The following is a 26,842-nucleotide window of genomic DNA, read 5'->3' on the forward strand; positions in this document are numbered from 1 at the left end:
GGGTCGTTATGGATCAACCGCATCAGAGCTACAGCCGTGGCTCCCAGGACAAGACCTTGCTGGCCATGACCATTGGCCAGGCATTCGATCGCACCGTCGCGCAGTATCCGGATGGCGAGGCACTGGTGGTGCGTCACCAGCAATGTCGCTACACCTGGCGGCAACTCTGCGAGGCGGTGGACCTGCACGCCCGTGCGTTCCTGGCCCTGGGCATGCAAACCGGCGATCGCCTGGGTATCTGGGCGCCCAACTGTGCCCAGTGGTGTATCAGCCAGATCGCCAGCGCCAAGATCGGCGTGATCCTCGTCAACATCAACCCGGCGTATCGCAGCAGCGAGCTGGAGTACGTGCTCAAGCAGTCCGGCTGCCAGTGGCTGGTGTGCGCCGGGTCATTCAAGACTTCCGATTACCATGCCATGCTGCTGGAGTTGAAGCCCGACCTGCGCGGCATCATCAGTCTCGACCCGGCCCCGCCTGCGGGTTTCCTGCCCTGGTCGCAGCTGGCGGCGCTCGGTGCAGGCGTGCCGCCCGAGCAATTGCATACCCGCCAAGCCAGCCTGCACTTCGACCAAGCCGTCAACCTCCAGTACACCTCCGGCACTACCGGCTTCCCCAAGGGCGCCACCCTGAGCCACCACAACATCCTCAATAACGGTTACATGGTCGGCGAAAGCCTGGGCCTGACGGCGCAGGATCGCCTGGTGATCCCGGTGCCGCTGTATCACTGCTTTGGCATGGTCATGGGCAACCTGGGCTGTATCACCCACGGCGCCACCATGATTTATCCGAATGACGGCTTTGATCCGCTGCTGACCCTCACCGCCGTCGCCGAAGAGCGCGCGACCGGCCTGTACGGTGTGCCGACCATGTTTATCGCGATGCTGGATCACCCACTCCGACGCGAGTTCGACCTGTCGACCTTGCGCACCGGCATCATGGCCGGCGCCACGTGCCCTATTGAGGTGATGCGCCGAGTGATCAGCGAGCTGCACATGAGCGAGGTGCAGATTGCCTACGGCATGACCGAAACCAGCCCGGTGTCGCTGCAGACGGGGCCGGATGACGACCTCGAGCGCCGTGTCACCACCGTTGGCCGCACCCAGCCGCAGTTGGAAAACAAGATCATCGACACTGCCGGTAACACTGTGGCGCGGGGCGAGATCGGCGAGTTGTGCACCCGTGGCTACAGCGTGATGCTCGGCTACTGGAACCACCCGCAAGCCACCCGCGAGGCCATCGACGATGCCGGCTGGATGCACACCGGCGACCTTGCGACCATGGATGAGCAAGGCTACGTAAGCATTGCCGGACGCAACAAGGACATGATCATCCGAGGTGGCGAGAACGTGTACCCGCGTGAGCTGGAGGAGTTTTTCTTCACCCATCCGGCGGTGGCGGATGTGCAGGTCATCGGCATCCCGGACGCGCGCTACGGTGAAGAGATCGTCGCTTGGGTCAAGTTCCATCCCGGCCACGCCGCCAATGAGCTGGAACTGCAAACCTGGTGCAAGGGCCGTATCGCCCACTTCAAGACGCCCCGGTATTTCAAGTTCGTGGATGAGTTTCCGATGACGGTGACGGGCAAGGTGCAGAAATTCCGCATGCGCGAGATTTCCATCGAAGAGCTTGGAGAAGGGCGGGGGTAAACCCCGGAAAGCACAAAGGGGACCCGGAGGTCCCCTTTAATTTGTCGTTGCGTGCTCTTTTTTTATTATTGAGGGGCGGCCTATTGTTGTTTTTGGCAGCCGTTACCCTTTACCGCTGTTTTTGGCGACCCCCATGCGGGGTCAAGAGCAAACGTATTTTTTTGAGCGCTGATCTGCTTCTTCGCGTGCGATCCAACCAGTGGGTAGCTACCTGATGGTAGTTTTATTGTTCTCTATCCGGTTGCGGGTTTCGGCATGCCGTACCCTGCGAAGCACATCTTCTCCAAAAAAATCTGTTAGCTGCGTCTCTGCCGTGTTGTTTTTGTTATGTCAGAGTCGTTTCGTCTTATTTTTATTAGGTTTGGCACTTTTTATTCTTGTTATGCCATAGAGATAGCAGAAGCCGTGCCAACTTTTTAAAACCCTTTAAAATCAATGGTTTGATTTTTTCGTGGGCAACGGCCTACGGCAAATAAGACAAAATATGTTCCCGTGTTACTCGTTAAGTAGCGAGGCGGTAACACATTGTCACGACCACGCTACTCAAACGGCGTTACGCGCCTTGGCCACCCGCGAGCCCGTGGGGCGGCCCAGCACCGCGCTGATCTGTTGGCCTGCACGTATCAAGGCGTCCAAGTCGATACCTGTCTCGATACCCAAGCCGTTGAGCAGGTACAGCACATCTTCGCTGGCGACGTTACCGCTGGCGCCCTTGGCATAAGGACAGCCGCCGAGGCCTGCGATAGAGCTGTCGAACACACTGATCCCTTCCAGCAGGCTGGCGTAGATATTGGCGATCGCCTGGCCATAGGTGTCGTGAAAGTGCCCCGCCAGCTTGTCCCGCGGCACTTGGGCGCCCACCACCTCGAACAAGCGCCGCGTGGCGCCTGCGGTGCCGGTGCCGATGGTGTCGCCCAGGGACACTTCATAACAGCCCATGGCATACAACTCCCGCGCGACAGCCGCCACTTGTTCTGGTGCAACTTCACCCTCATAGGGGCAGCCCAGCACACAGGACACATAGCCGCGTACGCTGATGCCATGCTGCTGGGCGGCGGCCATGATCGGCGCGAAGCGCTCCAGGCTTTCGCTGATGGAGCAGTTGATATTGCGTTGTGAAAACGCCTGCGATGCCGCTGCAAAGACCGCGACTTCCTTCACCCCCGCAGCCAGGGCATCTTCAAAGCCGCGCAGGTTCGGCGCCAGGGCACCGTAGGTCACCCCGGGTTTGCGCTGGATCTGTGCAAACACCTCGGCCGACCCGGCCATCTGCGGCACCCATTTGGGTGAAACAAAACTGCCGACTTCGATATAGCTCAAGCCCGCCGCGCTGAGTGCGTCCACCAATTGGACCTTGTCGGCCACGCTGATGGGCTGGGCTTCGTTCTGCAAACCGTCCCGTGGGCCGACTTCGACCAGGCGGACATACGAGGGGAGGGACATGGCAGTTACCTTCTGATCAATGGCCGGCTTGGCTCATGGTGTGCGCCAGGGCCTGGGTGCAGCGCTCTTCGGCGGTGTCCAGTTCCAGCTTCATTTGTTCGATATCCAGCAACTGTTGCTCAAGCTGCGCACGCCGTTCGGCGATCTTGGCCAGCATGCTGTTGAGTTGCACGTGGTTGCCGCTGGTGGGGTCGTAGAGTTCGATCAACTCGCGGCACTCGGCCAGGGAGAAGCCGATGCGCTTGCCGCGCAGGATCAGCTTGAGGCTGACCTTGTCCCGCGCCGAGTAGATGCGCTCCTGGCCCCGGCGTTCCGGGGCCAGCAGGCCTTGTTCTTCGTAGAAGCGAATGGCGCGGGTGGTGATGTCGAGTTCGCGGGCGAGGTCGGAGATGCTGTAGGTCGTACTCATGGTGGCGCTCAAGGGATGGCTTGGGCGCTAGGCTAGTGTCAGCTTTACGTAAACGTCAAGGTCAAGCCGGTTTGCTGTCGAACTTCTTTTCCTGCGCCATGACTTGTTGGCACAACTCGATCATTTGCTCACGCATCCAGCGGTTGGCCGGGTCCTGGTCGGTGCTCTCATGCCAGTACAAGTGGGTTTCCACGGGCGGCACGTCGTTGACCGGCAGGTTGAACCAGTGCAGTTCGTGGCGGCGGGCGAAGCGTTCGGGCACGGTCATCACCATGTCGGTCTGCTGCAACACCTGCGAGGCCATCAGGTAATGCTGCGAGCGCAGGGCGATCTTGCGCTGGATGCCCATCTTGCCCAGCGCCAGGTCGACATGGCCCAGGCCGTTGCGGCGGCTGGAGATGTGAATATGGGTCAGTGCCAGGTAGTCATCCAGGGTGAACTTGTCTTTGCCCGCCAGTGGATGGCCTTTGCGCATTGCGCACACGTAGCGGTCTTCCATCAACTTGACGTGGCGCACCTGTGGGTCGGTGTTCAGCGGCGCATCCACGGCAAAGTCCAGGCGCCCGGCCGCCAGCTCTTTGGTGGTCTCGCGGCGTTTGGACAGGAAACTCTCGATCGCTACCGTGGGCGCCAGGCGGCGCAGACGCTGGAACAGCAGGGGCAGGATCACCGCTTCGGTGAGGTCGGTCATGCTGATGCGGTAGGTCTTGGCCGCCTGCTGGGGGTTGAAAATCCGGCTTTCCTGTACCGACACCCGCAGCAACGACAAGGCATTGCGCACCGGGCCGATGATGTTCTGCGCCATGGGCGTGGGCACCATGCCCTGGGCGGTACGCACGAACAGCGGGTCGTTGAAGGTTTCGCGCAGACGCGCCAGTGCGTTGGATACCGCCGGCTGAGTGATGCCGACAATCTGCCCGGCGCGGGTCAGGTTGGCTTCGGTATAGATCGCATCAAAAACGATAAACAGGTTGAGGTCGACCTTGCTCAGATTCATTGCGTTGCGCTCTTATTGTTAGATGGCGATTTGTCAGGTGCTCATGCGTTGATCATATATCGGTGATGAATGTTAATACACGCCGAGAATAGGCTAGGTAAATTATCAGCGCTGTTCTAGCATCAATTCCATGCCCTAAACAACCTCTCAAAGAAGGGAGCTGCCCATGGATTTTGCCTATTCGCCCAAGGTTCAGGAACTGCGTGAGCGCGTCACCGCCTTCATGGATGCGTATGTCTACCCGGCCGAGCCGGTGTTTGAACGCCAGGTCAGCGAAGGCGATCGCTGGCAGCCCACTGCCATCATGGAAGAGTTGAAGGCCAAGGCCAAAGCCGAGGGCTTGTGGAACCTGTTCCTGCCGGAATCCGAACTGGGCGCCGGCCTGACCAACCTTGAATATGCGCCGCTGGCCGAAATCATGGGACGCTCCTTGCTCGGCCCGGAGCCCTTCAATTGTTCGGCTCCCGACACCGGCAACATGGAAGTGCTGGTGCGTTATGCCAATGAAGAACAGAAGCAGCGCTGGCTCGAACCGCTGCTGCGCGGCGAAATCCGCTCTGCCTTCGCCATGACCGAACCGGACGTGGCTTCCTCAGACGCCACCAACATGGCTGCCCGCGCCGAGCGCCAGGGCGACGAATGGGTGATCAACGGTAAAAAATGGTGGACCTCCGGCGCATGCGACCCGCGCTGCAAGATCCTGATCTTCATGGGCCTGAGCAACCCGGACGCGCCGCGTCACCAGCAGCACTCGATGATCCTGGTGCCGGTGGATACGCCCGGGGTGAAAATCCTGCGCCCGCTGCCGGTATTCGGCTACGACGATGCTCCCCACGGTCACGCCGAAGTGCTGTTCGAGAATGTGCGAGTGCCCTACGAAAACGTGCTGCTCGGCGAAGGCCGGGGCTTCGAGATTGCCCAGGGGCGCCTTGGCCCGGGCCGTATCCACCATTGCATGCGCTCGATCGGCATGGCCGAGCGCGCACTGGAACTGATGTGCAAACGCTCTGTCAGCCGTACCGCATTCGGCAAGCCATTGGCCCGTCTGGGCGGCAATATCGACAAGATCGCCGACTCGCGCATGGAAATCGACATGGCGCGCCTGCTGACCTTGAAAGCGGCGTACATGATGGACACTGTCGGCAATAAAGTGGCGAAAAGCGAAATTGCCCAGATCAAGGTGGTGGCGCCGAACGTAGCGTTGAAGGTCATCGACCGGGCGATCCAGATCCATGGCGGCGCGGGCGTGTCCAACGACTTCCCGTTGGCCTACATGTACGCCATGCAACGCACCCTGCGCCTGGCCGACGGCCCGGACGAAGTGCACCGCGCGGCGATCGGCAAGTTCGAGATCGGCAAGTATGTGCCGCGGGAACTGATGCGTAGCGGGCAGTAGGACCGCGTCGCCTGCAATCGGGAGCAAGTCGAATCGTCGCACCGCCCCTCCCACACTTGATTGGGTTCGCACGTACCCATTTGTGAACCCAGTCTAGTGTGGGAGGGGGCTTGCTCCCGATGAGGCCAGTATCGACAACACAAACCCCACAGACCTCAGTACACCCAAACCTCCACCCGCCGATTCTTGATTCGCCCCTCATCCGCCGTATTCGCCGCCACCGGCATCTGCGCACCAAACCCACGGATATCACGCAGCACCACGCCGCTCTTGACCAGTTCCCGGCGTACCGCCATCGCCCGCAGCTTGGACAGCAACGCCGCCCGCTGCGGATCATTCTTCACATCGCCAAACCCCACCAACGTGACCTGCTTGTCGAGCTTGCCGTGGCCTTTCAGGTACGCCACCACCCGCTGCAAATCCTGCCGCGCCTTGTTGTCCAGGCTGGCGCTGCCTTCCTCGAAGCGGAAGTTCACGCTCAAGCGCTGGGCGTCGCGGGCGATGGCTTGATAGTCCTCAGGCATCGATGGGCGTGGCTCCACACTGATCGCCTGCACGTGTTGGGCAATAAAGCCACTGGCCGCCACGATCGCCTGGCCTTTGCCGCTCTGGGTAAAGTCCACCAGGGCTTTGGCCCAAGGGTTGTGGTTGGACGGCGGCAGGTAAAAGAACAACCGGCGTGACAACGGGTAGTCCTCGGTCGCAATCAGGCTGGCCAGCGGCAGCATGGGTTGGGAGTCACCGTCGACAATCGCCACGGCCTTGGCCTGGCGCACATAGGGCAGGCCGATAAAGCCAATGCCTTGGGGATCGTGGCTCACCGCATCGGACAAGGCCTCGCTGGACTCGAAACGCTTGGCACTGGTGGCCAGGGGCTTGCCACGCCGGCTCAATACCAGCTCCTTGAACGTGTCATAGGTGCCGGACTGATCATCCCGCGCATACAAATGAATGCCGCCCCCGATCCCGCCCAGTGCCTCCCAGGTACTGACCTCACCGTTGAAAATCTGCGCCAATTGCTCGGTGTTCAAGGTGGTGAGCGGGTTGCGCGGGTTGAGGATGATCGCCAGGCCATCGATGGCAATCACTTGTTCGGCTTCAGGGCTTTTCAGGTCACCCAGGGGCTCGAGGTCTACCAGCTCGCTGTCCTTGATGGGGCGCGAAGACGCCGCCAAGTCGGCGTTGGCCATGTTCAGTGCGGTAAACCCGGTGCTGGAGCCGTGGGCCGCGACCTCGATGGTTACCGTTTTGCCCTGGCGCGTCTTGCCCTCCCAGCGCTGTTCATTGCTGCCTGGGGTGGGTTCGCCGTGTATTCCCTGCAACCCCTGATGCTCCATCAACCCTTTGACCAGCGCCGGCCCCAGTGCCGCGCCAATCGTGTTGGAGCCCTGGATGCGTAACGCAGGGCCTTGGTCGGGAACGGGGAGGGCAGCGGCCACAGTAACGAGCGGGAACAGAGTCAGCAGGAACAGAACGCGCAGCCTCATGCCGGCACCTTCTTTAGCCAAAGGGAGTGCCGCGAGAATAAGTCAGGCAGATGACATCAATATGACTGCCACACCGGGGGACAAAATGTGGGAGGGGGCTTGCTCCCGATAGCGGTGGATCAGTTGATACGTCTGCCGACTGACCCTTCGCTATCGAGAGCAAGCCCCCTCCCACACTTAAACAACCAGGTTCAGCCGGGAATCAGCTCAACTCAAGCCAGATCGGTGCATGGTCCGACGGCTTTTCCAAACCGCGCAACTCGTAATCCACACCGGCATCCTTGACCCGTGGCAGCAAGCCGTTGGACGCCAGGATCACATCAATGCGCAAGCCACGCTTGGGCTCGTCTTCAAAGCCGCGGCTGCGGTAATCGAACCAGCTGAAGCGGTCGGCTACCGTCGGGTTCAAGTGCCGGAAGCTGTCCACCAGGCCCCAGTTTTTCAGGCGCGCCATCCATTCGCGCTCTTCCGGCAGGAAACTGCACTTGCCGGTTTTCAGCCAGCGCTTGGCGTTGTCGGCGCCGATGCCGATATCGCAGTCTTCCGGGGAAATGTTCACGTCGCCCATCACCACCAGAGCCTGCTCATTGTTGAACTGGCTTTCCAGCAGGTGCTGCAGGTCTGCATAGAAGCGCTGCTTGGCCGGGAACTTGGTCGGGTGGTCGCGGCTTTCGCCCTGGGGGAAGTAGCCGTTCATCACGGTGATCGGGTGGCCGTTTTCATCCGCGAAGGTGCCCCAGATAAAACGGCGCTGGGCGTCTTCTTCATCCGTGGCAAAGCCTTTGTGCACGCTCAGGGCTTCTTTGCGCGAAAGCAGCGCCACGCCGTAATGGCCTTTTTGCCCGTGGTAATACACGTGATAGCCCAAAGCCTGTACTTCGGCCAAGGGGAACTGGTCATCGTGGACTTTGGTTTCCTGCAGGCCGATCACGTCGGGTTGGTGTTTCTCGATCAACGCTGCCAACTGATGAGGGCGGGCGCGCAGCCCGTTGATATTGAAAGAGACGATTTTCATGGTCGGCAGTCCAGTCTGGCAAAACGGCGATGCTAGCCGACAAGTCCGGCGGGGGCCAGCGTGGCGGTAGGATGGATGCACTGCTAATGTCTGGGAACGACTCGCGCCGTACAAGTTCGTACCCATAAGAACGCCACCTTTCAATGGCGCCCAGGGAGATTGAACGTATGCCCGACACCACTGCCCAGATTCACCTGCTCGACAGCGGATATTCCCGCGAAGCCCGCTCATTGCTGTACCAGGCCTATCGTCATGAGCCGACCTTCGCCTATATCTTCGAAGCCGAGCGTCCGGGCTACGAGCAGCGCGTGCGGGCCACGGTGCGCGAGCTGGTCAAGCAGCATTTCTTCCAGAACTTGCCGGCCATCGGCCTATTGGTGAATGACCGCTTGATCGGCATTGCCTTGATCGCGCCACCGCAACGGCGCCTGGGGATCACCGAGAGCTGGGCCTGGCAATTGCGCATGTGGCTGAGCACCGGCGTGCGCGGTACGCGGCGTTACCTGGAATACCATCACGCGGTGCTGGCGTGCCTGCCGGGGGACGCGGTGCATGTGCTGCCGCTGTTGGGCATTCACCCGCAATTCCAGGGCAAGCACTACGGCGAGCAACTGCTGGAAGCGGTGCACAACTGGTGTGCCGAAGACCCACACTCGTCGGGCGTGGTGCTCGACACCGGCAACTCCCGCTACCTGGAGTTCTACAAACGCCAAGGCTATGAGGAAATCGGTGAGGTCGCCGTAGGGCCGATCCTGGAGCACGTGTTTTTTCACCCCAATCCCCAGGCGTTACATGCTGCAACGGGTTAAGACAGAATTATTCAGACAATTCCGAGTTCAAACAGTCTCCCTAGCTCGTGTAGCATCCGCGCCTATGAAGTTTCCAGGAAGATTTACCAGCGGCTTGGTTCTGCTGTTCACAAGCTGCGGCGCTTTGGCGCAAAGCGAATTGGACGTGCGTGTCAAACCCTCCAACGACGCGTTGAAAGCCAACATCGAAGGCTATATCGGCGGGGTCGGCGATCGTGATGAAGAAGCGTTGCTGCGGTTCAGCCGTGGCGCCGAGGAGCAGGCGCGCAAAGCGGCGCAGGCTCTGGGTTTCTATCAGCCGCAGATCGCCAGTGATGTACAGGGCGGCAAAAACCCGCGCCTGATCCTCACCATCGACCCCGGCGAACCGGTGCATTTGCGCAACGTGACCATTCGGGTCGACGGCCAGGCCGCGAGCCTCAAGGCATTTCGCGTGCCGGCCGGTGACGACCTCAAGCCCGGCGCCGTGCTCAACCACGGCCATTATGAAGACGCCAAGCGTCTGATCCAGAACCAGGCGTCACGCTACGGCTTTTTCAGCGGGCGTTTTACCAGCCAGAAGCTGTCGGTGGACCCCAAGGCGGGCGTGGCCGATATCGAACTCATTTATGACAGTGGCAAGCGCTACACCATGGGCAAGGTCAACTTCACCGGCGACACGCCGTTCGATGCCGACCTGCTGCAACGCATGGTGCCGTTCAAAAGCGGCACCCCCTACGATTCCGAATTGATCGCCGAACTCAACCAGAACCTGCAAGCGAGCGGGTTTTTCGAAGGCGTGCGCGTGGACGCCGCACCCGCTGCCGCCACCGACGATGTGATCCCGGTGGCGGTGCAGTTGGAAACCCGCAAGCCGCGCACCATGGGCCTGGGCCTGGGTTACTCGACCGACGTCGGCCCGCGCGGCAAGGCCAACTGGACCCGCCACTGGGTCAACCCCCAAGGCCATAGCTACGGCTGGGAGGCCGAATTATCGGCGCCGCGCCAGAACGTCGGGCTGTGGTACGACGTGCCGCTGGACCCGCCGCTGACCGACAAGCTGCGCTTTGCCGGCGGCTACCAGAACGAAGAACTCGCCGGCACCGACACCTTGAGTAAATTGCTCACGGTCGGTCCCGAATGGCACAGCAAGTTGCCCAGTGGCTGGACCCGGATCATCTCGCTCAAGTACCAGCGTGAAGAATATCGCCTGGGCAATGATTCCGGCTTGAGTAACCTGGTGATGCCGGGGATCAGTTATTCCTACCTGCGCAGCGACAACCGTATCGACCCGCACAACGGCTACCGCTTGATGTTCGACACCAAGGTCGCCAAGGAAGGGCTCGGTTCCGACACCAACCTGCTTTACGGCACGGCGACCATCAAGGGCCTGACCACGTTGTGGGACAACCATCGCTTCCTGGGTCGTGCACAGTTCGGCGGCAGTGCCACCAACGGCTACAAATCCGTGCCGCCCTCGCTGCGCTTCTTTGCCGGGGGTGACCAGAGCGTACGCGGCTACGAGTACCAGACTCTGTCGCCGGAGAACGACCGTGGTGACCGTATCGGCGGCCGCTACATGGTGGCCCTGAGCGCCGAGTATCAATACTCCATCGCCGAGAAATGGCGGATCGCGACCTTTATCGACCAGGGCAACTCGTTCAACACCCTGGACATGCCCAGCCTGAAAACCGGTGTCGGCGTGGGTATCCGCTGGGTCTCGCCGGTGGGGCCGATCCGCCTCGACCTGGCCCATGCCCTCGAAGATCCGGGCGGCATTCGATTGCACTTTTCCATGGGGCCTGAGCTGTGATGCGTGGTTTGAAAATAGCGGGGCTGGCCGTGGTGGCGCTCCTCGCTTTGGTGTTTGTGGGGTTATGGGCGCTGCTTGGCACCCAGGCGGGCAGCCGTTGGGCATTGGGCCAGGTGCCGGGTTTGAGCGTCGAGAACTTCCAGGGGCATTTAGGTGGCCAATGGAGCGCCGATCACCTGCTGTGGCAACAGGGCACCAGCCGCGTCGAGCTTGATGCGCCGAAATTCGATTGGTCACCGGCCTGCCTGTTGCGCATGACGGTGTGCATCAATCAGTTGGACGTGGAAAAGGTCAACCTGCACTTTGCGCCCAGTACGGAAGAGAGCAGCGGGCCGATCCAATTGCCTGAGTTGAAATTGCCGGTTGCCATCCAGTTGGGCGAAGTTCGCGTCGGTAGCCTGGTGTTCAATGGCAGCGAAGAGCTCAAGGGCCTGCAATTGGCCGCGCACTGGACGGCGGCGGGTCTGCAGATCGACTCGGTGCACCTGCAGCGCGATGGGTTGGTTTTGGACCTCAATGGCCTGTTGCAACCTGTGGGCGATTGGCCGCTGACCGCCACCGGCAACCTGAGCTTGCCCTATGCCCCGGGCGGCGCGCCGTGGAAGGTGGCCCTCAAGGTCGATGGCGACTTGCTCAAGACCCTCAAGCTCGACGCCGACAGCAGCGGCTACCTGCCGGCCAAGCTCAGCGGCGAACTGCAGCCCTTGGTGGAGAACCTTCCCGCGCAACTGCATCTCACCGCCGATGGCTTCAAAGCCAGCGCCGACCTGCCCGACACCCTGCAACTCAATCAACTGGACCTCACCGCCCAAGGCGATTTGCACAACGGTTACCAACTGCTGGGCAAAGCGCTGTTGCCGGCGGAAAAAGGGCCGGTGGACTTGCTGCTGCAAGGCAAGGTCGACGCCAAGGGCGCGCAGATCGCCGGGCTCGACCTGACTGCCGGCGACCAGCAAAGCCTCAAGCTCAACGCCAACCTGGACTGGCAACAAGGCTTCAGCGCCGACGCCAGGATCGACTGGCGGGATTTCCCCTGGCATCGCCTCTACCCACTGATCGACGAGCCGCAGGTGGTATTGCGTACCTTTAAAGGTGAAGTCTCCTACAAAGACGGCAACTACCTCGGCAACCTCAAGGCCGACCTCGACGGCCCGGCCGGCAAATTCAATGTGGTAACGCCGTTCAGTGGCGACCTCAAGCAGGTCTTCCTGCCGGAGTTGAAACTGAGCGCCGGCCAAGGCAAGGCCGAGGGCCACCTGAACCTGCAATTTGCCGACGGCATCGCCTGGGACACCGCGTTGGACCTGTCGGCGCTGAACCCGGCGTATTGGGTCGCCGAATTGCCGGGCACCCTGGCCGGCCCACTGCGCAGCAAGGGTGAGTTCAAGAATGAACAGCTCAAGCTCAACGCCGACCTCGACCTCAAGGGCCGTCTGCGTGGGCAAACCGCCGTACTGGCCGCCAAGGCCGAAGGGGCGGGCGAGCAATGGACCCTGGCCAACCTGGATATCCGCCTGGGCGACAACCGCATCAATGGCAGTGGCAGCTTGCAGCAGCGCCTGGCCGGGCAGATTGATATCAAGCTGGCGCGTCTGGCCCAGCTGTGGCCACAGCTGCGCGGGCAGATCAATGGCCGGGTGGATGTCGCCGGCAGCCTGAAGGCGCCGCAAGGCAAGCTTGACCTCAAAGGCCAGCAATTGGCATTCGCCGATAATCGCCTGCAGAGCCTGAGCCTCGACGCCACGCTCGATAGCGCCCAGCGCGCCAGGCTCGACCTCAAGGGCAGCGGCATTCAGGCCGGCGAAACCCAGGTCGGCACCCTGACTGCCAGCGCCCAGGGCGACATCAAGAGCCAGAAAGTCCAGTTGGACCTGGCCGGCCCGCTGGTCAAGCTGGCTCTGGCCCTGGACGGCAATCTCGACAAGGGCAACTGGCGCGGGCGCCTGGCCAGTGGCGAGGTACAAGCCGGTGGCCAGGACTGGAACCTGCAGGCCCCGGCGAAGATCGAGCGGCTGGCGGACGGCAAGCTGACCTTCGCTGCGCATTGCTGGGTGTCCGGTGCGGCCAGCCTGTGTGGTGAGGATCAGCGTCTGATGCCCGAACCCAAATTGCGCTACCACCTCAAGCAATTCCCCATCGACAGCCTGGCGGCCTTCTTGCCCAAAGACTTTGCCTGGCAGGGCAAGCTCAACGCCGACCTGCAGCTCGACCTGCCCGCCAGCGGCCCCAAGGGCGTGGTCGCAGTGGACGCCAGTGGCGGCACCTTGCGCGTCAAGGACAAGGCCCAGTGGCTGGACTTTCCCTACGAGACCCTGAAGCTGGAAAGCACCCTCAAACCTGACCGCATCGACACCCAACTCAACTTCCGCGGCGGCAGGCTCGGAGAGCTGCTGGTGCAGGCGCAGATCAATCCGTTGCCGAAGAAAAAGCCGATGACCGGCAATTTCAGCCTGACCGGCCTGGACCTCGCCGTGGCGCGGCCCTTTGTGCCGATGGTGGAAAAACTCAATGGCAAGCTCAATGGCAGCGGGCGCATCTCCGGTGGCCTGCTCGCGCCGCAGGTCAACGGCAGCGTGAACCTGGTGGGCGGCGAGATTTCCGGGCCGCAATTGCCGGTGAGCCTGGAGGGCCTGAATGTACAGGCGCTGATCGCCGGCGAGAATGTGCAGCTCAATGGTGGCTGGCGCAGTGGCAAGGCCGGGCAGGGCAGCCTCAAGGGCCAGATCGGTTGGGGCCAGGCCCTGGCGGTCGACCTCAGCCTGCAAGGTTCGCAACTGCCGGTGACGGTGGAGCCTTACGCCGTGCTGGAAGTGGCGCCCGACCTGAAGATCAGCCTCAAGGGCGACAAGCTGGCCATCGCCGGCAAGGTGCACATACCGCGCGGCGATATCACCGTGCGTGAACTGCCGCCGTCGACCGTCAAGGTCTCGGATGACACGATCATCGTCGGCAGCCAGACCGAGGAGGGCAAGCCACCGATGGCGATGGCCATGGATATCGACGTGGTGGTGGGCGAAGACCAGCTCAACTTCGCAGGCTTCGGACTGACCGCCAAGGTGCAGGGCCAGGTGCATATCGGCGACAACATGGACACCCGCGGCGAGCTGTGGCTCAACGACGGTCGCTACCGCGCCTACGGGCAAAAACTCGATGTGCGGCGTGCCCGGCTGTTGTTTGCCGGGCCGCTCGACCAGCCGTATCTGGACATCGAAGCCGTGCGCAAGACCGGCGACGTCACTGCCGGTATCCGTCTGAGCGGCAGCGCCGAACAGCCGACCACGCAGATCTTCTCGGAGCCGGCCATGAGCCAGGAGCAGGCACTGTCCTACCTGGTGCTGGGGCGTCCGCTGAGCACCACCGGCGAAGACAACAACATGCTCGCCCAAGCCGCATTGGGCCTGGGGCTGATGGGCAGTGCCGGGGTGACTTCGGACATCGCCAAGAACCTGGGCATCCAGGACTTCGAACTCGACACTCAGGGCAGCGGCAACACCACGGCGGTAGTGGCCAGCGGCAAGATCACCGAGAAACTCAGCCTGCGTTATGGGGTTGGGGTGTTCGAGCCGGCCAATACCATTGCGCTGCGCTATCTGCTCAGCAAGAAGGTGTATCTGGAGGTGGCCAGTGGCGTGGCCAGTTCGCTGGATATTTTCTACAAGCGGGATTTCTAGGTCTTACTCGCACAAAAAATAGTGCGGGGAGGCTTGATTGTGGGAGGGGGCTTGCTCCCGATAGCGGTATATCAGCCAGCTTGTCTGTGACTGACACACCGCTATCGGGAGCAAGCCCCCTCCCACATTAGCAAGCAAGCTAATAATTCCATTTGACATTCGCTGCCTAAGCAGTAACATCTTGTCATACATTCACTGCCTAGGCAGTAATAAGGTGACTTCCGATGGCCCACTTCACCCCTGACAGTTTCCGTAACTGCCACCTCGGCCTCCTGCTGGGCCGAGCCGCACTGCTCAAAGACCGCATCATCGACACCCATATGGAACCCCATGGCGTGACCGCCGCGCAGTTCAAGGTGTTGATCATCATTGCCCAATTCGACGTCGACACCCCGGCCGAGCTGTGCCGCAACCTGTCCCTGGACAGCGGCTCCATGACCCGCATGCTCGACCGTCTGGAACAGAAGGGCCTGCTCGCGCGCAAGCGTTCCGAGCACGACCGGCGCCAGGTGCAACTGGTGCTCACCGAGGACGGCCAGCGCCTGGCGGACATGTTGCCGTACATCGGCGCCCAGTCGATGAACGAACTGGCCGGGGCCCTGGAGCCTGGCGAGTTGCAAACCCTGGAACGCATCCTCAAGAAAATCCTGATAGCTGCGGGTGACGCCATCGTCATCCAGCGGGTAGGTGATCAATGAACACGCGCACACTCAGCCTGCTGCTGGTGGCGATGACCCTGGCCGGTTGCGCCAACTACAGCGGCCTCGACACTCAAGGCAAACGCCTCGACGCCAACACCCTGCAAACCGGCAAATCCCTCAGTGGCGTGACCCTGTCGACGGCCGCCTGGCCGACCGCCGATTGGTGGAAAAGCCTGGGCGACCCGCAACTCGACGGCCTGATTCGCGAGGCCCTGCAAAACAGCCCGGACATGCAAGTGGCCAGCGCCCGTGCGCACCAGGCCCAAGCGGCTGCCTTTGCCGCCGACGCCGCACGCATGCCGACCCTGGATGCCAGCGCCGGTATCAGCCGCTCGCGGTTGGCCAAGGACCAGGACCCGCGAGGGCAGGGCGATGCCTACGCCACGGTGCGTAACATCAGTGCCGGCTTCAACTACAACTTCGATCTCTGGGGTGGCCAGCGCGCCGCCTGGGAAGCCGCGTTGGGCCAGGCCCGCGCCGCCGAAGTCGACCAGCAGGCCGCACGCCTGACCCTGGCCGCCAACGTGGCCAAGGCTTACAGCGACCTGGGCCAGGCGCATATCGTGCGCGACCTGGCCAATGACGACCTCAAGCGCACGCGCCAGATGCTCGACCTGAGCAAGCGCCGCCTGAGTTCGGGCATCGACAGTGAGTACCAGTTCCAACAGACCGAAAGCCTGGAAGCCAGCTCCGAATCGCAACTGATCGATGCGGAAAAACAACTGCAGAGCGCCAAGATCGCTCTGGCGGTATTGCTCGGCAAAGGGCCCGATCGTGGCAACGAACTGGCCCGCCCGAACGTATTGAAAGCCAGCGCCGTGGCCGTGCCGTCCGTGCTGCCGGCCGAGCTGCTGGGCCGTCGCCCGGACCTGATCGCCTCGCGCTGGCGTGTGGAGGCTGCGAGCAAAAATATCGACGCGAGCAAAACCCGCTTTTACCCCAACCTCAACCTGAGCGCGAGCGCCGGGGCCGAGTCGTTGCTGGGGGATGCGATGTTCGGTTCGGCCAGCCGGTTCTTCAGCATTGCGCCGACGATCTCGTTGCCGATCTTCGATGGCGGGCGCCTGCGTGCCGACCTGGATGCCCGCGACGCCGATTACGACCTGGCCGTTGCCCAGTACAACAAAACCCTGGTGCAAGCCTTGGGCGATATCGGCACCACTCTGTCCCAGCTACGCGACACCGGACGGCAGATCCAGGCCCAGCAACACGCTGCGGACATTGCCAGGCAGTCCTTTGATACCGGTATGCAGCGCTACAGCTCCGGGATCGGTAGCTACCTGGACGTGCTCAGCATCGAGCAGCAATTGCTGCAGGCCCAGCGTCAGCTGGCGACCCTGAATGCGGCACAGATCGATTTGTCGATTCAATTGATGCAGGCCCTGGGTGGCGGGTTCAACGCCAATAACGTGGCCGCAACCACCCCAGCCACACGCACGGAATAATTGGAGGTATTTGTCATGGCCACTGCCGACAGCAACAACGCAAGCGAACCCACCAACGACAGCAATCCGCGCAAACGCAAGGTGATGCTGCTGCTCCTGGCGCTGATCGTCATCCTCGGCGCCGTGGGCGTGTGGGGCTGGTATGAGTTCTACGGCCGCTTCAGCGAAAGTACCGACGACGCCTATGTGAACGGCAACGTGGTGGAAATCACTCCGTTGGTCACCGGCACCGTGGTCAGCATCGGTGCCGACGATGGCGACCTGGTCCACGAAGGCCAGGTGCTGGTCAACTTCGACCCGAATGACGCCGCCGTCGGCCTGCAAAGTGCCCAGGCCAACCTGGCGCGCACCGTGCGCCAGGTGCGCGGCTTGTACAGCAACGTCGATGGTATGAAAGCGCAGGTCAATGCTCAGAAAGCCGATGTGCAGACCGCACAGGATAATTACAACCGCCGTAAAACCCTGGCCCAGGGCGGCGCGATCTCCCAGGAAGAACTGTCCCACGCCCGTGACAGCCTGACCGCCGCAAAGAACGCCCTGACCAACCTTGAGCAGCAACTCAAGACCAGCAACGCGCTGGTGGATGACACCGTGATCAGTTCGCACCCCGACGTACAAGCCGCCGCCGCGCAACTGCGCCAGGCCTACCTGACCAACGCCCGCAGCACCTTGATTGCGCCGGTCACCGGTTACGTGGCCAAGCGCACCGTTCAACTGGGCCAGCGCGTGCAGCCGGGTACCGCCCTGATGGCCGTGATCCCGCTCGACCAGCTGTGGATCGACGCCAACTTCAAGGAAACCCAGCTGCGCAACATGCGCATCGGCCAGCCGGTGGACATCGAAGCGGACATCTACGGCAGCGACGTGAAATTCAGCGGCACCGTCGACAGCCTCGGCGCCGGCACCGGCAGCGCATTTGCCCTGCTACCGGCGCAGAACGCCACTGGTAACTGGATCAAGATCGTCCAGCGGGTACCGGTGCGCATCCACATCAACGCCGACGAGTTGGCCAAGAACCCGCTGCGGGTCGGCTTGAGCACCCTGGTCAATGTGGACCTGCACGACCAGAGCGGCCCGGTGCTGGCGCAACAGGCGCCGCAAAAGGCCTCGTTCACCACCAATGTGTATGACCGCCAACTGGCCGAAGCCGACGCCATGATCACCCAGTTGATCCATGACAACAGCATCGCCGCACCCAAGGCTGTGCAACGCTGATGAGCAATAACGCCTCCTTCACGCCACCCAGCCTGGTGATGGCCACTATTGGCCTGTCGCTGGCGACCTTTATGCAGGTGCTCGACACCACCATCGCCAACGTGGCGTTGCCGACCATTTCCGGCAACCTCGGCGTGAGTTCGGAGCAGGGCACCTGGGTCATTACCTCGTTTGCGGTGAGCAACGCGATTGCCTTGCCGCTCACCGGCTGGTTGAGCCGGCGCTTCGGTGAGGTGAAGCTGTTTTTATGGGCGACCATCCTGTTTGTGTTGGCCTCGTTTATGTGTGGTGTGTCCACCTCGATGCCCGAGCTGATCGGCTTTCGCGTGCTGCAAGGCTTGGTGGCCGGGCCGCTGTACCCGATGACCCAGACGTTGCTGATCGCGGTGTATCCGCCGGCGAGACGGGGTATGGCCCTGGCGTTGCTGGCGATGGTCACGGTGGTGGCGCCGATCGCCGGGCCTATCCTCGGCGGCTGGATCACCGACAGCTACAGCTGGCCGTGGATCTTCTTCATCAACGTGCCCATCGGCATCTTTGCGGTGATGGTGGTGCGTGCGCAGTTGAAGAACCGTCCGGTGGTCACCAGCTATCAGCCGATGGACTACGTCGGGCTGTTGAGCCTGATCGTCGGTGTGGGCGCCTTGCAGATCATCCTCGACAAGGGCAACGACCTGGACTGGTTCGAATCCAACTTCATCATCATGGGCGCCGTGATCTCGGCGATTGCCCTGGCGGTGTTCGTGATCTGGGAAATGACCGACAAGCACCCGGTGGTCAACCTGCGGCTGTTCGCCTACCGCAACTTCCGTATCGGCACCATCGTGTTGATCCTGGGCTATGCGGGTTTCTTCGGCATCAACCTGATCCTGCCGCAATGGTTGCAGACCCAGATGGGCTACACCGCCACCTGGGCCGGCCTGGCGGTGGCGCCAATCGGGATTTTGCCGGTGCTGATGTCGCCCTTCGTGGGCAAGTACGCGCACAAGTTCGACCTGCGCCTGCTGGCGGGCCTGGCGTTCCTGGCGATCGGCTTGAGTTGCTTCATGCGCGCCGGTTTCACCAATGAAGTGGACTTCCAGCACGTTGCCCTGGTGCAGTTGTTCATGGGTATCGGCGTGGCGCTGTTCTTTATGCCGACCTTGAGCATCCTGATGTCCGACCTGCCGCCGCACCAGATTGCCGACGGCGCCGGGCTGGCGACGTTCCTGCGTACCCTGGGCGGTAGCTTCGCGGCATCGCTGACCACCTGGATCTGGATTCGCCGGGCCGACCAGCACCATGCGTATATGAGCGAGAACATGACCACCTATGACTCGGCCACCCGTGACGCCCTGAATGCATTGGGCGGGGCAGGGCAGAAGGCTTACACCCAGCTGGACCAGATCCTCACCAGCCAGGCGTACATGATGTCCACCGTGGATTACTTCACGTTGCTGGGCTGGATGTTCATGGCGTTGATGCTGCTGGTGTGGCTGGCCAAGCCGCCATTCACCGCAAAAGCGGGGCCTGCGGCTTCCGGTCACTGATCCCGGGGTACACGCGGTCAAAATGTGGGAGGGGGCAAGCCCCCCCACATTTGAATCTTTGTTCACATTGGAGCAGTGATGTCTGGGGGTTAGGCGCCGGGTAAGGCCAACTGTGGGTTGGTGAAGTCGAATGCCGCCAACTGAAAGCCTTGCTCATCCACCTGCAATGCCCACCCTTGCTTATCCCAATCCCCCAGCACAATGCGCTTGGCCGCCTGGTCGCCGATCTGCAATTTATGAATGGCGGGGCGGTGGGTATGGCCGTGGACCAGGGTGCGTACGCCGAACTGCTGCATGATGCGCGGCACTTCTTCGGGGGTGACATCGACAATGTCGTTGGCCTTCATGCGCGTCTGCGCACGGCTTTCGCTGCGCAGCTTGCGCGCCAGCTTGTGCCGGGTGCCCAAGGGCAGGTGGCGCAGGATAAACAGCACAATCGGGTTACGCAGGATGCGCCGCAGCTTCATATAGCCGACGTCGCGGGTGCAGAGGCTATCGCCGTGCATCAACAGCACCGGCTCGCCGTAGAACTGCACGACACTCGGGTCCTTGAGCAAGGTGGCGCCTGCCGCTTTGCAGAACCGCTTGCCGATCAGGAAGTCGCGATTGCCGTGCATGAGGAAAATCGGGGTGCCGCTGTCGCTCAGCTCACGCAGAGCCTCGCAGATGGAGTGCTGGAAGGGGGTCATGCCGTCGTCGCCAATCCAGGCTTCAAAGAAGTCCCCCAGAATGTACAACGCCTGGGCGCCACGGGCGCGGCCTTGGAGCAGATCCAGAAACGCCCGGGTAATGTCCGGGCGTTCCTCTTCCAGATGCAAATCTGAAATCAGTAATATCACCCAACGATCTCGGCTTTCTCGACGATCACGTCTTCTACCGGTACGTCCTGGTGACCGGCTTTACCGGTGGTCTGCACGCTTTTGATCTTGTCGACAACGTCGGTGCCTTCGGTGACTTTACCGAATACCGCGTAACCCCAACCCTGCACGTTCTTGCCGCTGTGGTTCAGGAAAGCGTTGTCGGCCACGTTGATGAAAAACTGCGCGGAGGCCGAATGCGGCTCCATGGTACGGGCCATGGCGACGGTGTACTTGTCGTTGGAAAGGCCGTTGTCCGCTTCGTTCTGGATGCTTGGGCGCTTGTCTTTCTTTTCTTTCATGCCGGGTTCGAAACCACCGCCCTGGATCATGAAGTTACCGATCACACGGTGGAACACCGTGTTTTCGTAGTGACCGGCCTTAACGTATTCGATGAAGTTGGCGACGGTGATCGGCGCTTTCTCGGCGTTCAGCTCGATGACGATGTCACCGTGGTTGGTGGTCAGTTTGACTTGGGTCATGGTCGTGTCTCTTTCAAGGAATTCGTGGGTTGGACGCCTGGGCGCCGTGACCGGTTTGGCTCAATGGCAGCCAAGGCGCGCAGTTTAGCGTGCCTGGCAGGAATTTCGAGGTGGTTTTTTACCGCGTCCGTCATTAAAACAGCAATTAAAGCTGCAGTTTTCGGTCGTACCCTGTCAGCGGCTTGACAGCATCAGCTATGATAACCGCTTTGTTTTATCTGGCCCCCACCGGCCACGTACCTGTCTGTTCAAGGATCCTATGAGCAAGCCCACTGTCGACCCTACCTCGAATTCCAAGGCCGGACCTGCCGTCCCGGTCAATTTCCTGCGCCCGATCATCCAGGCGGACCTGGATTCGGGCAAGCACACGCAGATCGTCACCCGCTTCCCGCCAGAGCCCAACGGCTACCTGCACATCGGTCACGCCAAGTCGATCTGTGTGAACTTCGGCCTGGCCCAGGAGTTCGGTGGCGTCACGCACCTGCGTTTCGACGACACCAACCCGGCCAAGGAAGACCAGGAATACATCGACGCCATCGAAAGTGACGTGAAGTGGCTGGGTTTCGAATGGTCCGGTGAAGTGCGCTATGCCTCGCAATACTTCGACCAGTTGCACGACTGGGCCGTCGAGCTGATCAAGGCCGGCAAAGCCTACGTCGACGACCTGACCCCGGAGCAGGCCAAGGAATACCGTGGCAGCCTGACCGAACCCGGCAAGAACAGCCCGTTCCGCGACCGTTCGGTGGAAGAGAACCTGGACTGGTTCGCCCGCATGCGTGCCGGTGAGTTCCCCGACGGCGCCCGTGTGCTGCGCGCCAAGATCGACATGGCCTCGCCGAACATGAACCTGCGCGACCCGATCATGTATCGCATCCGCCATGCCCACCACCACCAGACCGGTGACAAGTGGTGCATCTACCCGAACTACGACTTCACCCACGGTCAGTCGGACGCCATCGAAGGCATCACCCACTCCATCTGCACCCTGGAGTTCGAAAGCCATCGCCCGCTGTACGAATGGTTCCTGAGCCACCTGCCAGTGCCGGCGCAGCCGCGTCAGTACGAGTTCAGCCGCCTGAACCTGAACTACACCATCACCAGCAAGCGCAAGCTCAAGCAACTGGTTGATGAAAAGCACGTGCATGGCTGGGACGACCCGCGCATGTCCACGCTGTCGGGTTTCCGTCGCCGTGGCTACACGCCAGCTTCGATCCGCAACTTCTGCGACATGGTCGGCACCAACCGTTCCGACGGTGTGGTCGACTTCGGCATGCTCGAATTCAGCATCCGCCAGGACCTGGACGCCAACGCCCCGCGCGCCATGTGCGTGCTGCGCCCGTTGAAAGTCGTGATCACCAACTACCCGGAAGATAAGGTCGAGAACCTCGAGCTGCCGCGTCATCCGCAGAAAGAAGAACTCGGCGTGCGCAAGCTGCCGTTCGCCCGTGAAATCTACATCGACCGCGATGACTTCATGGAAGAGCCGCCAAAGGGCTACAAGCGCCTGGAGCCGAATGGCGAAGTGCGCCTGCGTGGCAGCTACGTGATCCGTGCCGACGAAGCGATCAAGGACGCCGAGGGCAACATCGTCGAGCTGCGCTGCTCGTACGACCCGGACACCCTGGGCAAGAACCCTGAGGGCCGCAAGGTCAAGGGCGTGATCCACTGGGTGCCGGCCGCAGCCAGCATCGAGTGCGAAGTGCGCCTGTACGATCGTCTGTTCCGCTCGCCGAACCCTGAAAAAGCCGAAGACAGCGCGAGCTTCCTCGACAACATCAACCCTGACTCCCTGCAAGTACTCACTGGTTGTCGTGCCGAACCCTCGTTGGGCGAAGCACGGCCGGAAGACCGTTTCCAGTTCGAGCGCGAAGGCTACTTCTGTGCGGATATCAAGGACTCGAAACCAGGCGCTCCGGTCTTCAACCGTACCGTGACCTTGCGTGATTCGTGGGGCCAGTGATCAAGTCTTAAGGAAGCCGATGTGCTAACGATCTACAACACACTCAGCAAGACCAAAGAAGTCTTCAAGCCGCTGGATGGCAACAAGGTGCGCATGTACGTGTGCGGCATGACCGTGTACGACTACTGCCACATTGGCCATGGCCGCAGCATGGTTGCCTTCGACCTGGTCACCCGCTGGCTGCGTTTCAGCGGTTATGACCTGACCTATGTGCGCAACATCACCGACATCGACGACAAGATCATCAACCGTGCCAACGAAAACGGCGAGTCGTTCGACGCGCTGACCGAGCGCATGATTGCCGCCATGCACGAGGATGAGGCGCGCCTCAACATCCTCAAGCCGGACATGGAACCGCGTGCCACGGACCACATCCCTGGCATGCACGCGATGATCCAGACCCTGATCGACAAGGGCTACGCCTACGCCCCGGGCAATGGTGACGTGTACTATCGCGTCGCCAAGTTCATGGGTTACGGCAAGCTGTCGCGCAAGAAGATCGAAGACCTGCGCATCGGCGCCCGCATCGAAGTCGACGAAGCCAAGCAAGACCCGCTCGACTTCGTGCTGTGGAAAGCCACCAAGCCGGGCGAGCCAAGCTGGGAATCGCCATGGGGCGCCGGGCGTCCGGGCTGGCACATCGAATGCTCGGTGATGTCCACCTGCTGCCTGGGCGAGACCTTCGACATTCATGGCGGCGGCAGCGACCTCGAATTCCCGCACCACGAAAACGAAATCGCCCAGAGCGAAGCCGCCACCGGCAAGACCTACGCCAATGCCTGGATGCACTGCGGCATGATCCGCATCAATGGCGAGAAGATGTCCAAGTCCTTGAACAACTTCTTCACCATCCGCGACGTGCTCGAGAAGTATCACCCGGAAGTGGTGCGGTACCTGCTGGTGTCCAGCCACTACCGCAGTGCGATCAACTACTCGGAAGACAACCTCAAGGACGCCAAGGGCGCCCTGGAACGTTTCTACCATGCGTTGAAGGGCTTGCCGGCAGTCGCTCCAGCGGGCGGCGAAGCCTTCGTGGCCCGCTTCACCGAAGTCATGAACGACGACTTCGGCACCCCGGAAGCCTGCGCGGTGCTGTTCGAGATGGTGCGCGAGATCAACCGTCTGCGCGAGAGCGATCTCGACGCAGCGGCGGGCCTGGCGGCGCGCTTGAAAGAGCTGGCGAGTGTGCTCGGGGTTCTGCAAATGAAGCCTGAGGAGTTCCTGCAAGCCGGCGCTGAAGGGCGTGTGGACGCCGCTGAAGTGGATGCGCTGATCCAGGCGCGTCTGACAGCGCGTGCCAACAAGGACTGGGCGGAATCCGACCGTATCCGTGACCAACTGACCGCGATGGGGGTGGTGTTGGAAGACGGGAAGGGCGGGACGACGTGGCGGTTGGCTGACTGACCATTGTTTGCTGCACGCTGAATGAAAAACGCCCCGACTGGTTCGGGGCGTTTTTTTTGCACACCGTTTCAACGGCCCACTCGATCCACTGTGGGAGCGGGCTTGCTCGCGAATGCATTCTTCCAGTCACAATCGCAGTGGCTGACACGCCGTATTCGCGAGCGAGCCCGCTCCCACATTTTTACCGTGCCCACTTTGCGAATTCTTCGATTTCAGATTTAGCTGTGAACGGGCTCCACCGCAGATTAGGCCGCCATCTTCCGAGCGCCCCCCCTAAAGCGCTGTCGGAAATTTCCTTGTGTTGATGCCTTTGGCATTTATCTTTCCGATGTGACAAAGGTATTGGATAGGGCGCTTGCGTAGTCATTTCGTAAGCGTGCCCTGCTGCGCTGTTATGGATGACCTGGTGGCATTTGCCATTTTTGAAATGTAGGGCCACGCCATCGTCGAGCGCGTAGGCAGGCTGAATATGCTCGTGCTGAACCAACTCGACAAACGAGGCTTCCCTTCCAGCCTCTGAACTGAAATGCGGGCACAATGCGCCCGGCAACAAGCCCATACCGTCAACCAGCGCAAACCTTCCGCCTGAATCCGAGTGCCCATAGTCAAACCAGCAAATCGCACCGGCGCTGACGCCACTGAGGATTTTGCCGTTTTCCCAGGCGTTTTTCAGTAAGGCCGTGACACCAAATTCGCGCCAGACCGCCAGCATGGCACGTGTATTACCGCCCGCCACGTAAATGATGTCGGCCTGTTCAAACAAAGATGAAACATGGCCCGCATCGGGAAACGGCGGAATGAATACCGTCAGGTTGCTAACGGTGCAGCCAGCGCTTTCGTATTTAGCGGTGAAGTCGCGGATCTTGACTCGGTCATCGCCGTTGGCTGTCGAGATATAGAGAATATTAGGGTGCGTTTTGCCTGATGATGCGACGATGTGTTCGTCAATGCGTGTCATGCGGGTCATGTCTTCTGCGGACTCGCCACCAATGACAATAATGTGTTGAGTCACCCTGACCTCCAGTTCCTATTGCACGGCGAGAGAGTCTGTCGTCACTTGATACCGACTCTGCACAAACCCATTTTCCGACACATGTGTGCTGACGTGATGAAGCTCATGCTCACGACCAACCTGGCTGAACAGTGGAATGCCTTGCCCCAGCAAAACCGGGATACGCGTGATGATCAGCTCGTCGATCAGGCCCGCTTCCAGAAATGCCTGGATCGTCTGGCCTCCATCGATATACAGATGCTTCATGCCGCGTTCGGCTAGCTGGGCCACCACCGCAGGCGCGTCGGCTGCCATGACTTCGACCTTGCCTTCCAGATGGGCAGGCAGCGCCAGCGGACGGTGCGAAAGCGCTATGACCGGCGTGCCTTCATAAAGCCACTCGGCGAAGGACGCCACCTTCTCCAGGGTTTTGCGGCCCATCACCAGTGCATCAACGGTGGCGATATAGCTTTCAAACGTCATACCGTTCAAGACAGCACGTTCATACTCCGGCCGAAGAAGCCACTCGATATCGCCATCGGGTCGTGCGATAAACCCGTCGATGCTGGCTGCGATAAAGACAGAGCATTTGATATCCATGGGGCCGCTTTCCTTTTGTGTCATTGACCTTGAGCGCAAGTGCTAATGGTCATTTAATCCTGATGTGTAACAAGCGAGCGTAGCCAAAAATCATCTGGGTGTCTGGCGGGTGCCAATGCCCCTTTCTGTATTGCGAGGATGTATGCGACGTTGGTTGGGCCGTTACCGTTACGCAATCATTTTCTGGCTGTGCTTCGGCATTTTCCGTACATCCCTGGCCGATTGGAACCCCATTCCGTCCGGCTCCATGCGCCCCACGTTGCTGGAGGGGGATGTGGTGCTGGTCAATCGCGTGGCGTATGACCTCAAGGTGCCGCTGACGGATATTTCCCTGGCCAAGCTCGATAACCCCCAGCGTGGCGATGTGGTCACGTTTTCGTCGCCCAAGGATGGCATGCGCCTGATCAAGCGCATTGTCGGTATACCCGGTGACACCCTGGAAATGAAAGACGAAGTGTTGTGGGTCAACGGCGTGCCTGCCACCTACAGTGATGCGCAGGACATCCGCGAGCCCATCGTTGCCGGCCATACGGTGCCGGGGATCAAGCTGAACGAGCTGGCGGCCAACCGTCAGCGCACTGTCCAGTTCATGCCGACCGTGCGGGCGTTGCGCAATTTCGGCCCGGTGGTGGTACCTGCCGACAGCTATTTCATGCTCGGCGACAACCGCGATAACAGCGATGACTCCCGGTATATCGGCTTTGTGCCACGCCGGCTGCTGATCGGGCGAGCGCATCATATCGTTGCCTCAGCCGAGATCCTGGATCACTGGATGCCACGCGTTAGCCGGTTTGGCGCAGCGATTTTGTAATCGGCTTCACGCGAGTCCAAATGTGGGAGGGGGCCTGCCCTAATGTCAGTTAAGAGAACCTGCCGCGACCAGACTCTGTAGTGAGCGGGCTTGCCCCGCGCTGGGTGGCGCAGCCGCCCCAACAAGGACGCCGTGGTGTTTCAGGAAGATCGCGGTGACTGGATTTGGGGCGGCTTTGCCAC

Annotated in this window: 21 protein-coding genes; 12 read left to right on the forward strand and 9 right to left on the reverse strand. The window is 61.1% G+C overall.

Features of this window, described 5'->3' with window-relative positions:
- The first annotated feature begins 8 nt into the window (after positions 1 to 8).
- On the forward strand, positions 9 to 1,646 hold the full coding sequence (locus JBE38_RS03950; RefSeq protein ID WP_205343621.1) for an AMP-binding protein: 1,638 nt from the start codon (positions 9 to 11) through the stop codon (positions 1,644 to 1,646).
- Positions 1,647 to 2,189: 543 nt separating this feature from the next.
- On the opposite strand, the gene JBE38_RS03955 is transcribed toward JBE38_RS03950, so the two are convergent.
- The 3 genes from JBE38_RS03955 to JBE38_RS03965 all read right to left on the reverse strand — a co-directional run bounded on the left by JBE38_RS03955 (position 2,190) and on the right by JBE38_RS03965 (position 4,495).
- Positions 2,190 to 3,089, reverse strand: a complete 900-nt coding sequence (locus tag JBE38_RS03955; RefSeq protein ID WP_205343622.1) for a hydroxymethylglutaryl-CoA lyase — start codon at positions 3,087 to 3,089, stop codon at positions 2,190 to 2,192.
- Positions 3,090 to 3,105: 16 nt separating this feature from the next.
- Positions 3,106 to 3,498 carry a MerR family transcriptional regulator gene (locus JBE38_RS03960; protein WP_060756723.1) on the reverse strand — a complete coding sequence of 131 codons (393 nt, stop codon included), beginning with the start codon at positions 3,496 to 3,498 and terminating at the stop codon, positions 3,106 to 3,108.
- A 61-nt stretch (positions 3,499 to 3,559) separates the two neighbouring features.
- On the reverse strand, positions 3,560 to 4,495 hold the full coding sequence (locus JBE38_RS03965) for a LysR family transcriptional regulator (RefSeq protein WP_090370153.1): 936 nt from the start codon (positions 4,493 to 4,495) through the stop codon (positions 3,560 to 3,562).
- Positions 4,496 to 4,661: 166 nt separating this feature from the next.
- On the opposite strand from JBE38_RS03965, the gene JBE38_RS03970 reads away from it, so the two are divergent.
- Positions 4,662 to 5,891: an acyl-CoA dehydrogenase gene (locus tag JBE38_RS03970; RefSeq protein ID WP_090370155.1), complete on the forward strand. Its 1,230-nt coding sequence runs from the start codon at positions 4,662 to 4,664 to the stop codon at positions 5,889 to 5,891.
- Positions 5,892 to 6,046: 155 nt separating this feature from the next.
- Here the strand turns inward: JBE38_RS03970 and JBE38_RS03975 are convergent, their stop codons facing one another.
- A complete protein-coding gene (locus tag JBE38_RS03975) occupies positions 6,047 to 7,378 on the reverse strand; it encodes a phosphate ABC transporter substrate-binding/OmpA family protein (protein WP_205343623.1) in 1,332 nt (443 codons plus the stop codon).
- Positions 7,379 to 7,580: 202 nt separating this feature from the next.
- Positions 7,581 to 8,393 (reverse strand): exodeoxyribonuclease III, encoded by an 813-nt coding sequence (gene xthA, locus JBE38_RS03980; protein WP_205343624.1) that lies wholly within the window; start codon positions 8,391 to 8,393, stop codon positions 7,581 to 7,583.
- Between the two features lie 167 nt (positions 8,394 to 8,560).
- Here xthA and JBE38_RS03985 point away from each other — a divergent pair, with 167 nt between their 5' ends.
- From JBE38_RS03985 to JBE38_RS04015, 7 genes are all read left to right on the forward strand, one after another.
- Positions 8,561 to 9,202: a GNAT family N-acetyltransferase gene (locus JBE38_RS03985; RefSeq protein WP_060756718.1), complete on the forward strand. Its 642-nt coding sequence runs from the start codon at positions 8,561 to 8,563 to the stop codon at positions 9,200 to 9,202.
- Positions 9,203 to 9,266: 64 nt separating this feature from the next.
- Complete coding sequence (locus JBE38_RS03990; RefSeq protein WP_161549178.1) at positions 9,267 to 10,994, forward strand: autotransporter assembly complex protein TamA; 1,728 nt, start codon at positions 9,267 to 9,269, stop codon at positions 10,992 to 10,994.
- Complete coding sequence (locus JBE38_RS03995) at positions 10,994 to 14,665, forward strand: translocation/assembly module TamB domain-containing protein (protein WP_205343625.1); 3,672 nt, start codon at positions 10,994 to 10,996, stop codon at positions 14,663 to 14,665. Before JBE38_RS03990 ends, JBE38_RS03995 begins: the two co-directional genes overlap by 1 nt.
- A gap of 224 nt (positions 14,666 to 14,889) precedes the next feature.
- Complete coding sequence (locus JBE38_RS04000; RefSeq protein WP_060756715.1) at positions 14,890 to 15,363, forward strand: MarR family winged helix-turn-helix transcriptional regulator; 474 nt, start codon at positions 14,890 to 14,892, stop codon at positions 15,361 to 15,363.
- Positions 15,360 to 16,811 carry an efflux transporter outer membrane subunit gene (locus JBE38_RS04005; RefSeq protein ID WP_205343626.1) on the forward strand — a complete coding sequence of 484 codons (1,452 nt, stop codon included), beginning with the start codon at positions 15,360 to 15,362 and terminating at the stop codon, positions 16,809 to 16,811. The genes JBE38_RS04000 and JBE38_RS04005 overlap by 4 nt, the downstream gene beginning before the upstream one ends.
- A gap of 15 nt (positions 16,812 to 16,826) precedes the next feature.
- A complete protein-coding gene (locus tag JBE38_RS04010; protein ID WP_205343627.1) occupies positions 16,827 to 18,026 on the forward strand; it encodes an efflux RND transporter periplasmic adaptor subunit in 1,200 nt (399 codons plus the stop codon).
- Positions 18,026 to 19,555 carry a DHA2 family efflux MFS transporter permease subunit gene (locus JBE38_RS04015; protein WP_060756712.1) on the forward strand — a complete coding sequence of 510 codons (1,530 nt, stop codon included), beginning with the start codon at positions 18,026 to 18,028 and terminating at the stop codon, positions 19,553 to 19,555. The genes JBE38_RS04010 and JBE38_RS04015 overlap by 1 nt, the downstream gene beginning before the upstream one ends.
- A gap of 89 nt (positions 19,556 to 19,644) precedes the next feature.
- Here the strand turns inward: JBE38_RS04015 and lpxH are convergent, their stop codons facing one another.
- Both lpxH and JBE38_RS04025 read right to left on the reverse strand, forming a co-directional pair.
- The gene (gene lpxH, locus JBE38_RS04020) at positions 19,645 to 20,394 is read right to left on the reverse strand and encodes a UDP-2,3-diacylglucosamine diphosphatase (RefSeq protein WP_205343628.1); all 750 of its coding nucleotides are present in this window, start codon (positions 20,392 to 20,394) and stop codon (positions 19,645 to 19,647) included.
- On the reverse strand, positions 20,391 to 20,894 hold the full coding sequence (locus JBE38_RS04025; protein WP_090370172.1) for a peptidylprolyl isomerase: 504 nt from the start codon (positions 20,892 to 20,894) through the stop codon (positions 20,391 to 20,393). The genes lpxH and JBE38_RS04025 overlap by 4 nt, the downstream gene beginning before the upstream one ends.
- A 259-nt stretch (positions 20,895 to 21,153) precedes the next feature.
- Here JBE38_RS04025 and JBE38_RS04030 point away from each other — a divergent pair, with 259 nt between their 5' ends.
- Both JBE38_RS04030 and cysS read left to right on the forward strand, forming a co-directional pair.
- A complete protein-coding gene (locus JBE38_RS04030; RefSeq protein ID WP_161549174.1) occupies positions 21,154 to 22,854 on the forward strand; it encodes a glutamine--tRNA ligase/YqeY domain fusion protein in 1,701 nt (566 codons plus the stop codon).
- 21 nt (positions 22,855 to 22,875) lie between these two features.
- On the forward strand, positions 22,876 to 24,258 hold the full coding sequence (gene cysS / locus JBE38_RS04035; RefSeq protein ID WP_104994170.1) for a cysteine--tRNA ligase: 1,383 nt from the start codon (positions 22,876 to 22,878) through the stop codon (positions 24,256 to 24,258).
- A gap of 181 nt (positions 24,259 to 24,439) precedes the next feature.
- Here the strand turns inward: cysS and JBE38_RS04040 are convergent, their stop codons facing one another.
- Entirely contained in the window at positions 24,440 to 25,270 is an 831-nt protein-coding gene (locus JBE38_RS04040) for a Type 1 glutamine amidotransferase-like domain-containing protein (protein ID WP_205343629.1), read from the reverse strand.
- Positions 25,271 to 25,285: 15 nt separating this feature from the next.
- The gene (locus JBE38_RS04045) at positions 25,286 to 25,849 is read right to left on the reverse strand and encodes a dihydrofolate reductase family protein (RefSeq protein ID WP_205343630.1); all 564 of its coding nucleotides are present in this window, start codon (positions 25,847 to 25,849) and stop codon (positions 25,286 to 25,288) included.
- 142 nt (positions 25,850 to 25,991) lie between these two features.
- Here JBE38_RS04045 and lepB point away from each other — a divergent pair, with 142 nt between their 5' ends.
- Complete coding sequence (gene lepB / locus JBE38_RS04050; protein ID WP_198761787.1) at positions 25,992 to 26,660, forward strand: signal peptidase I; 669 nt, start codon at positions 25,992 to 25,994, stop codon at positions 26,658 to 26,660.
- The last annotated feature ends 182 nt before the right edge of the window (positions 26,661 to 26,842 follow it).

Source organism: Pseudomonas sp. ICBG1301 (assembly GCF_016918385.1).
GTDB classification, from domain to species: domain Bacteria; phylum Pseudomonadota; class Gammaproteobacteria; order Pseudomonadales; family Pseudomonadaceae; genus Aquipseudomonas; species Aquipseudomonas palleroniana.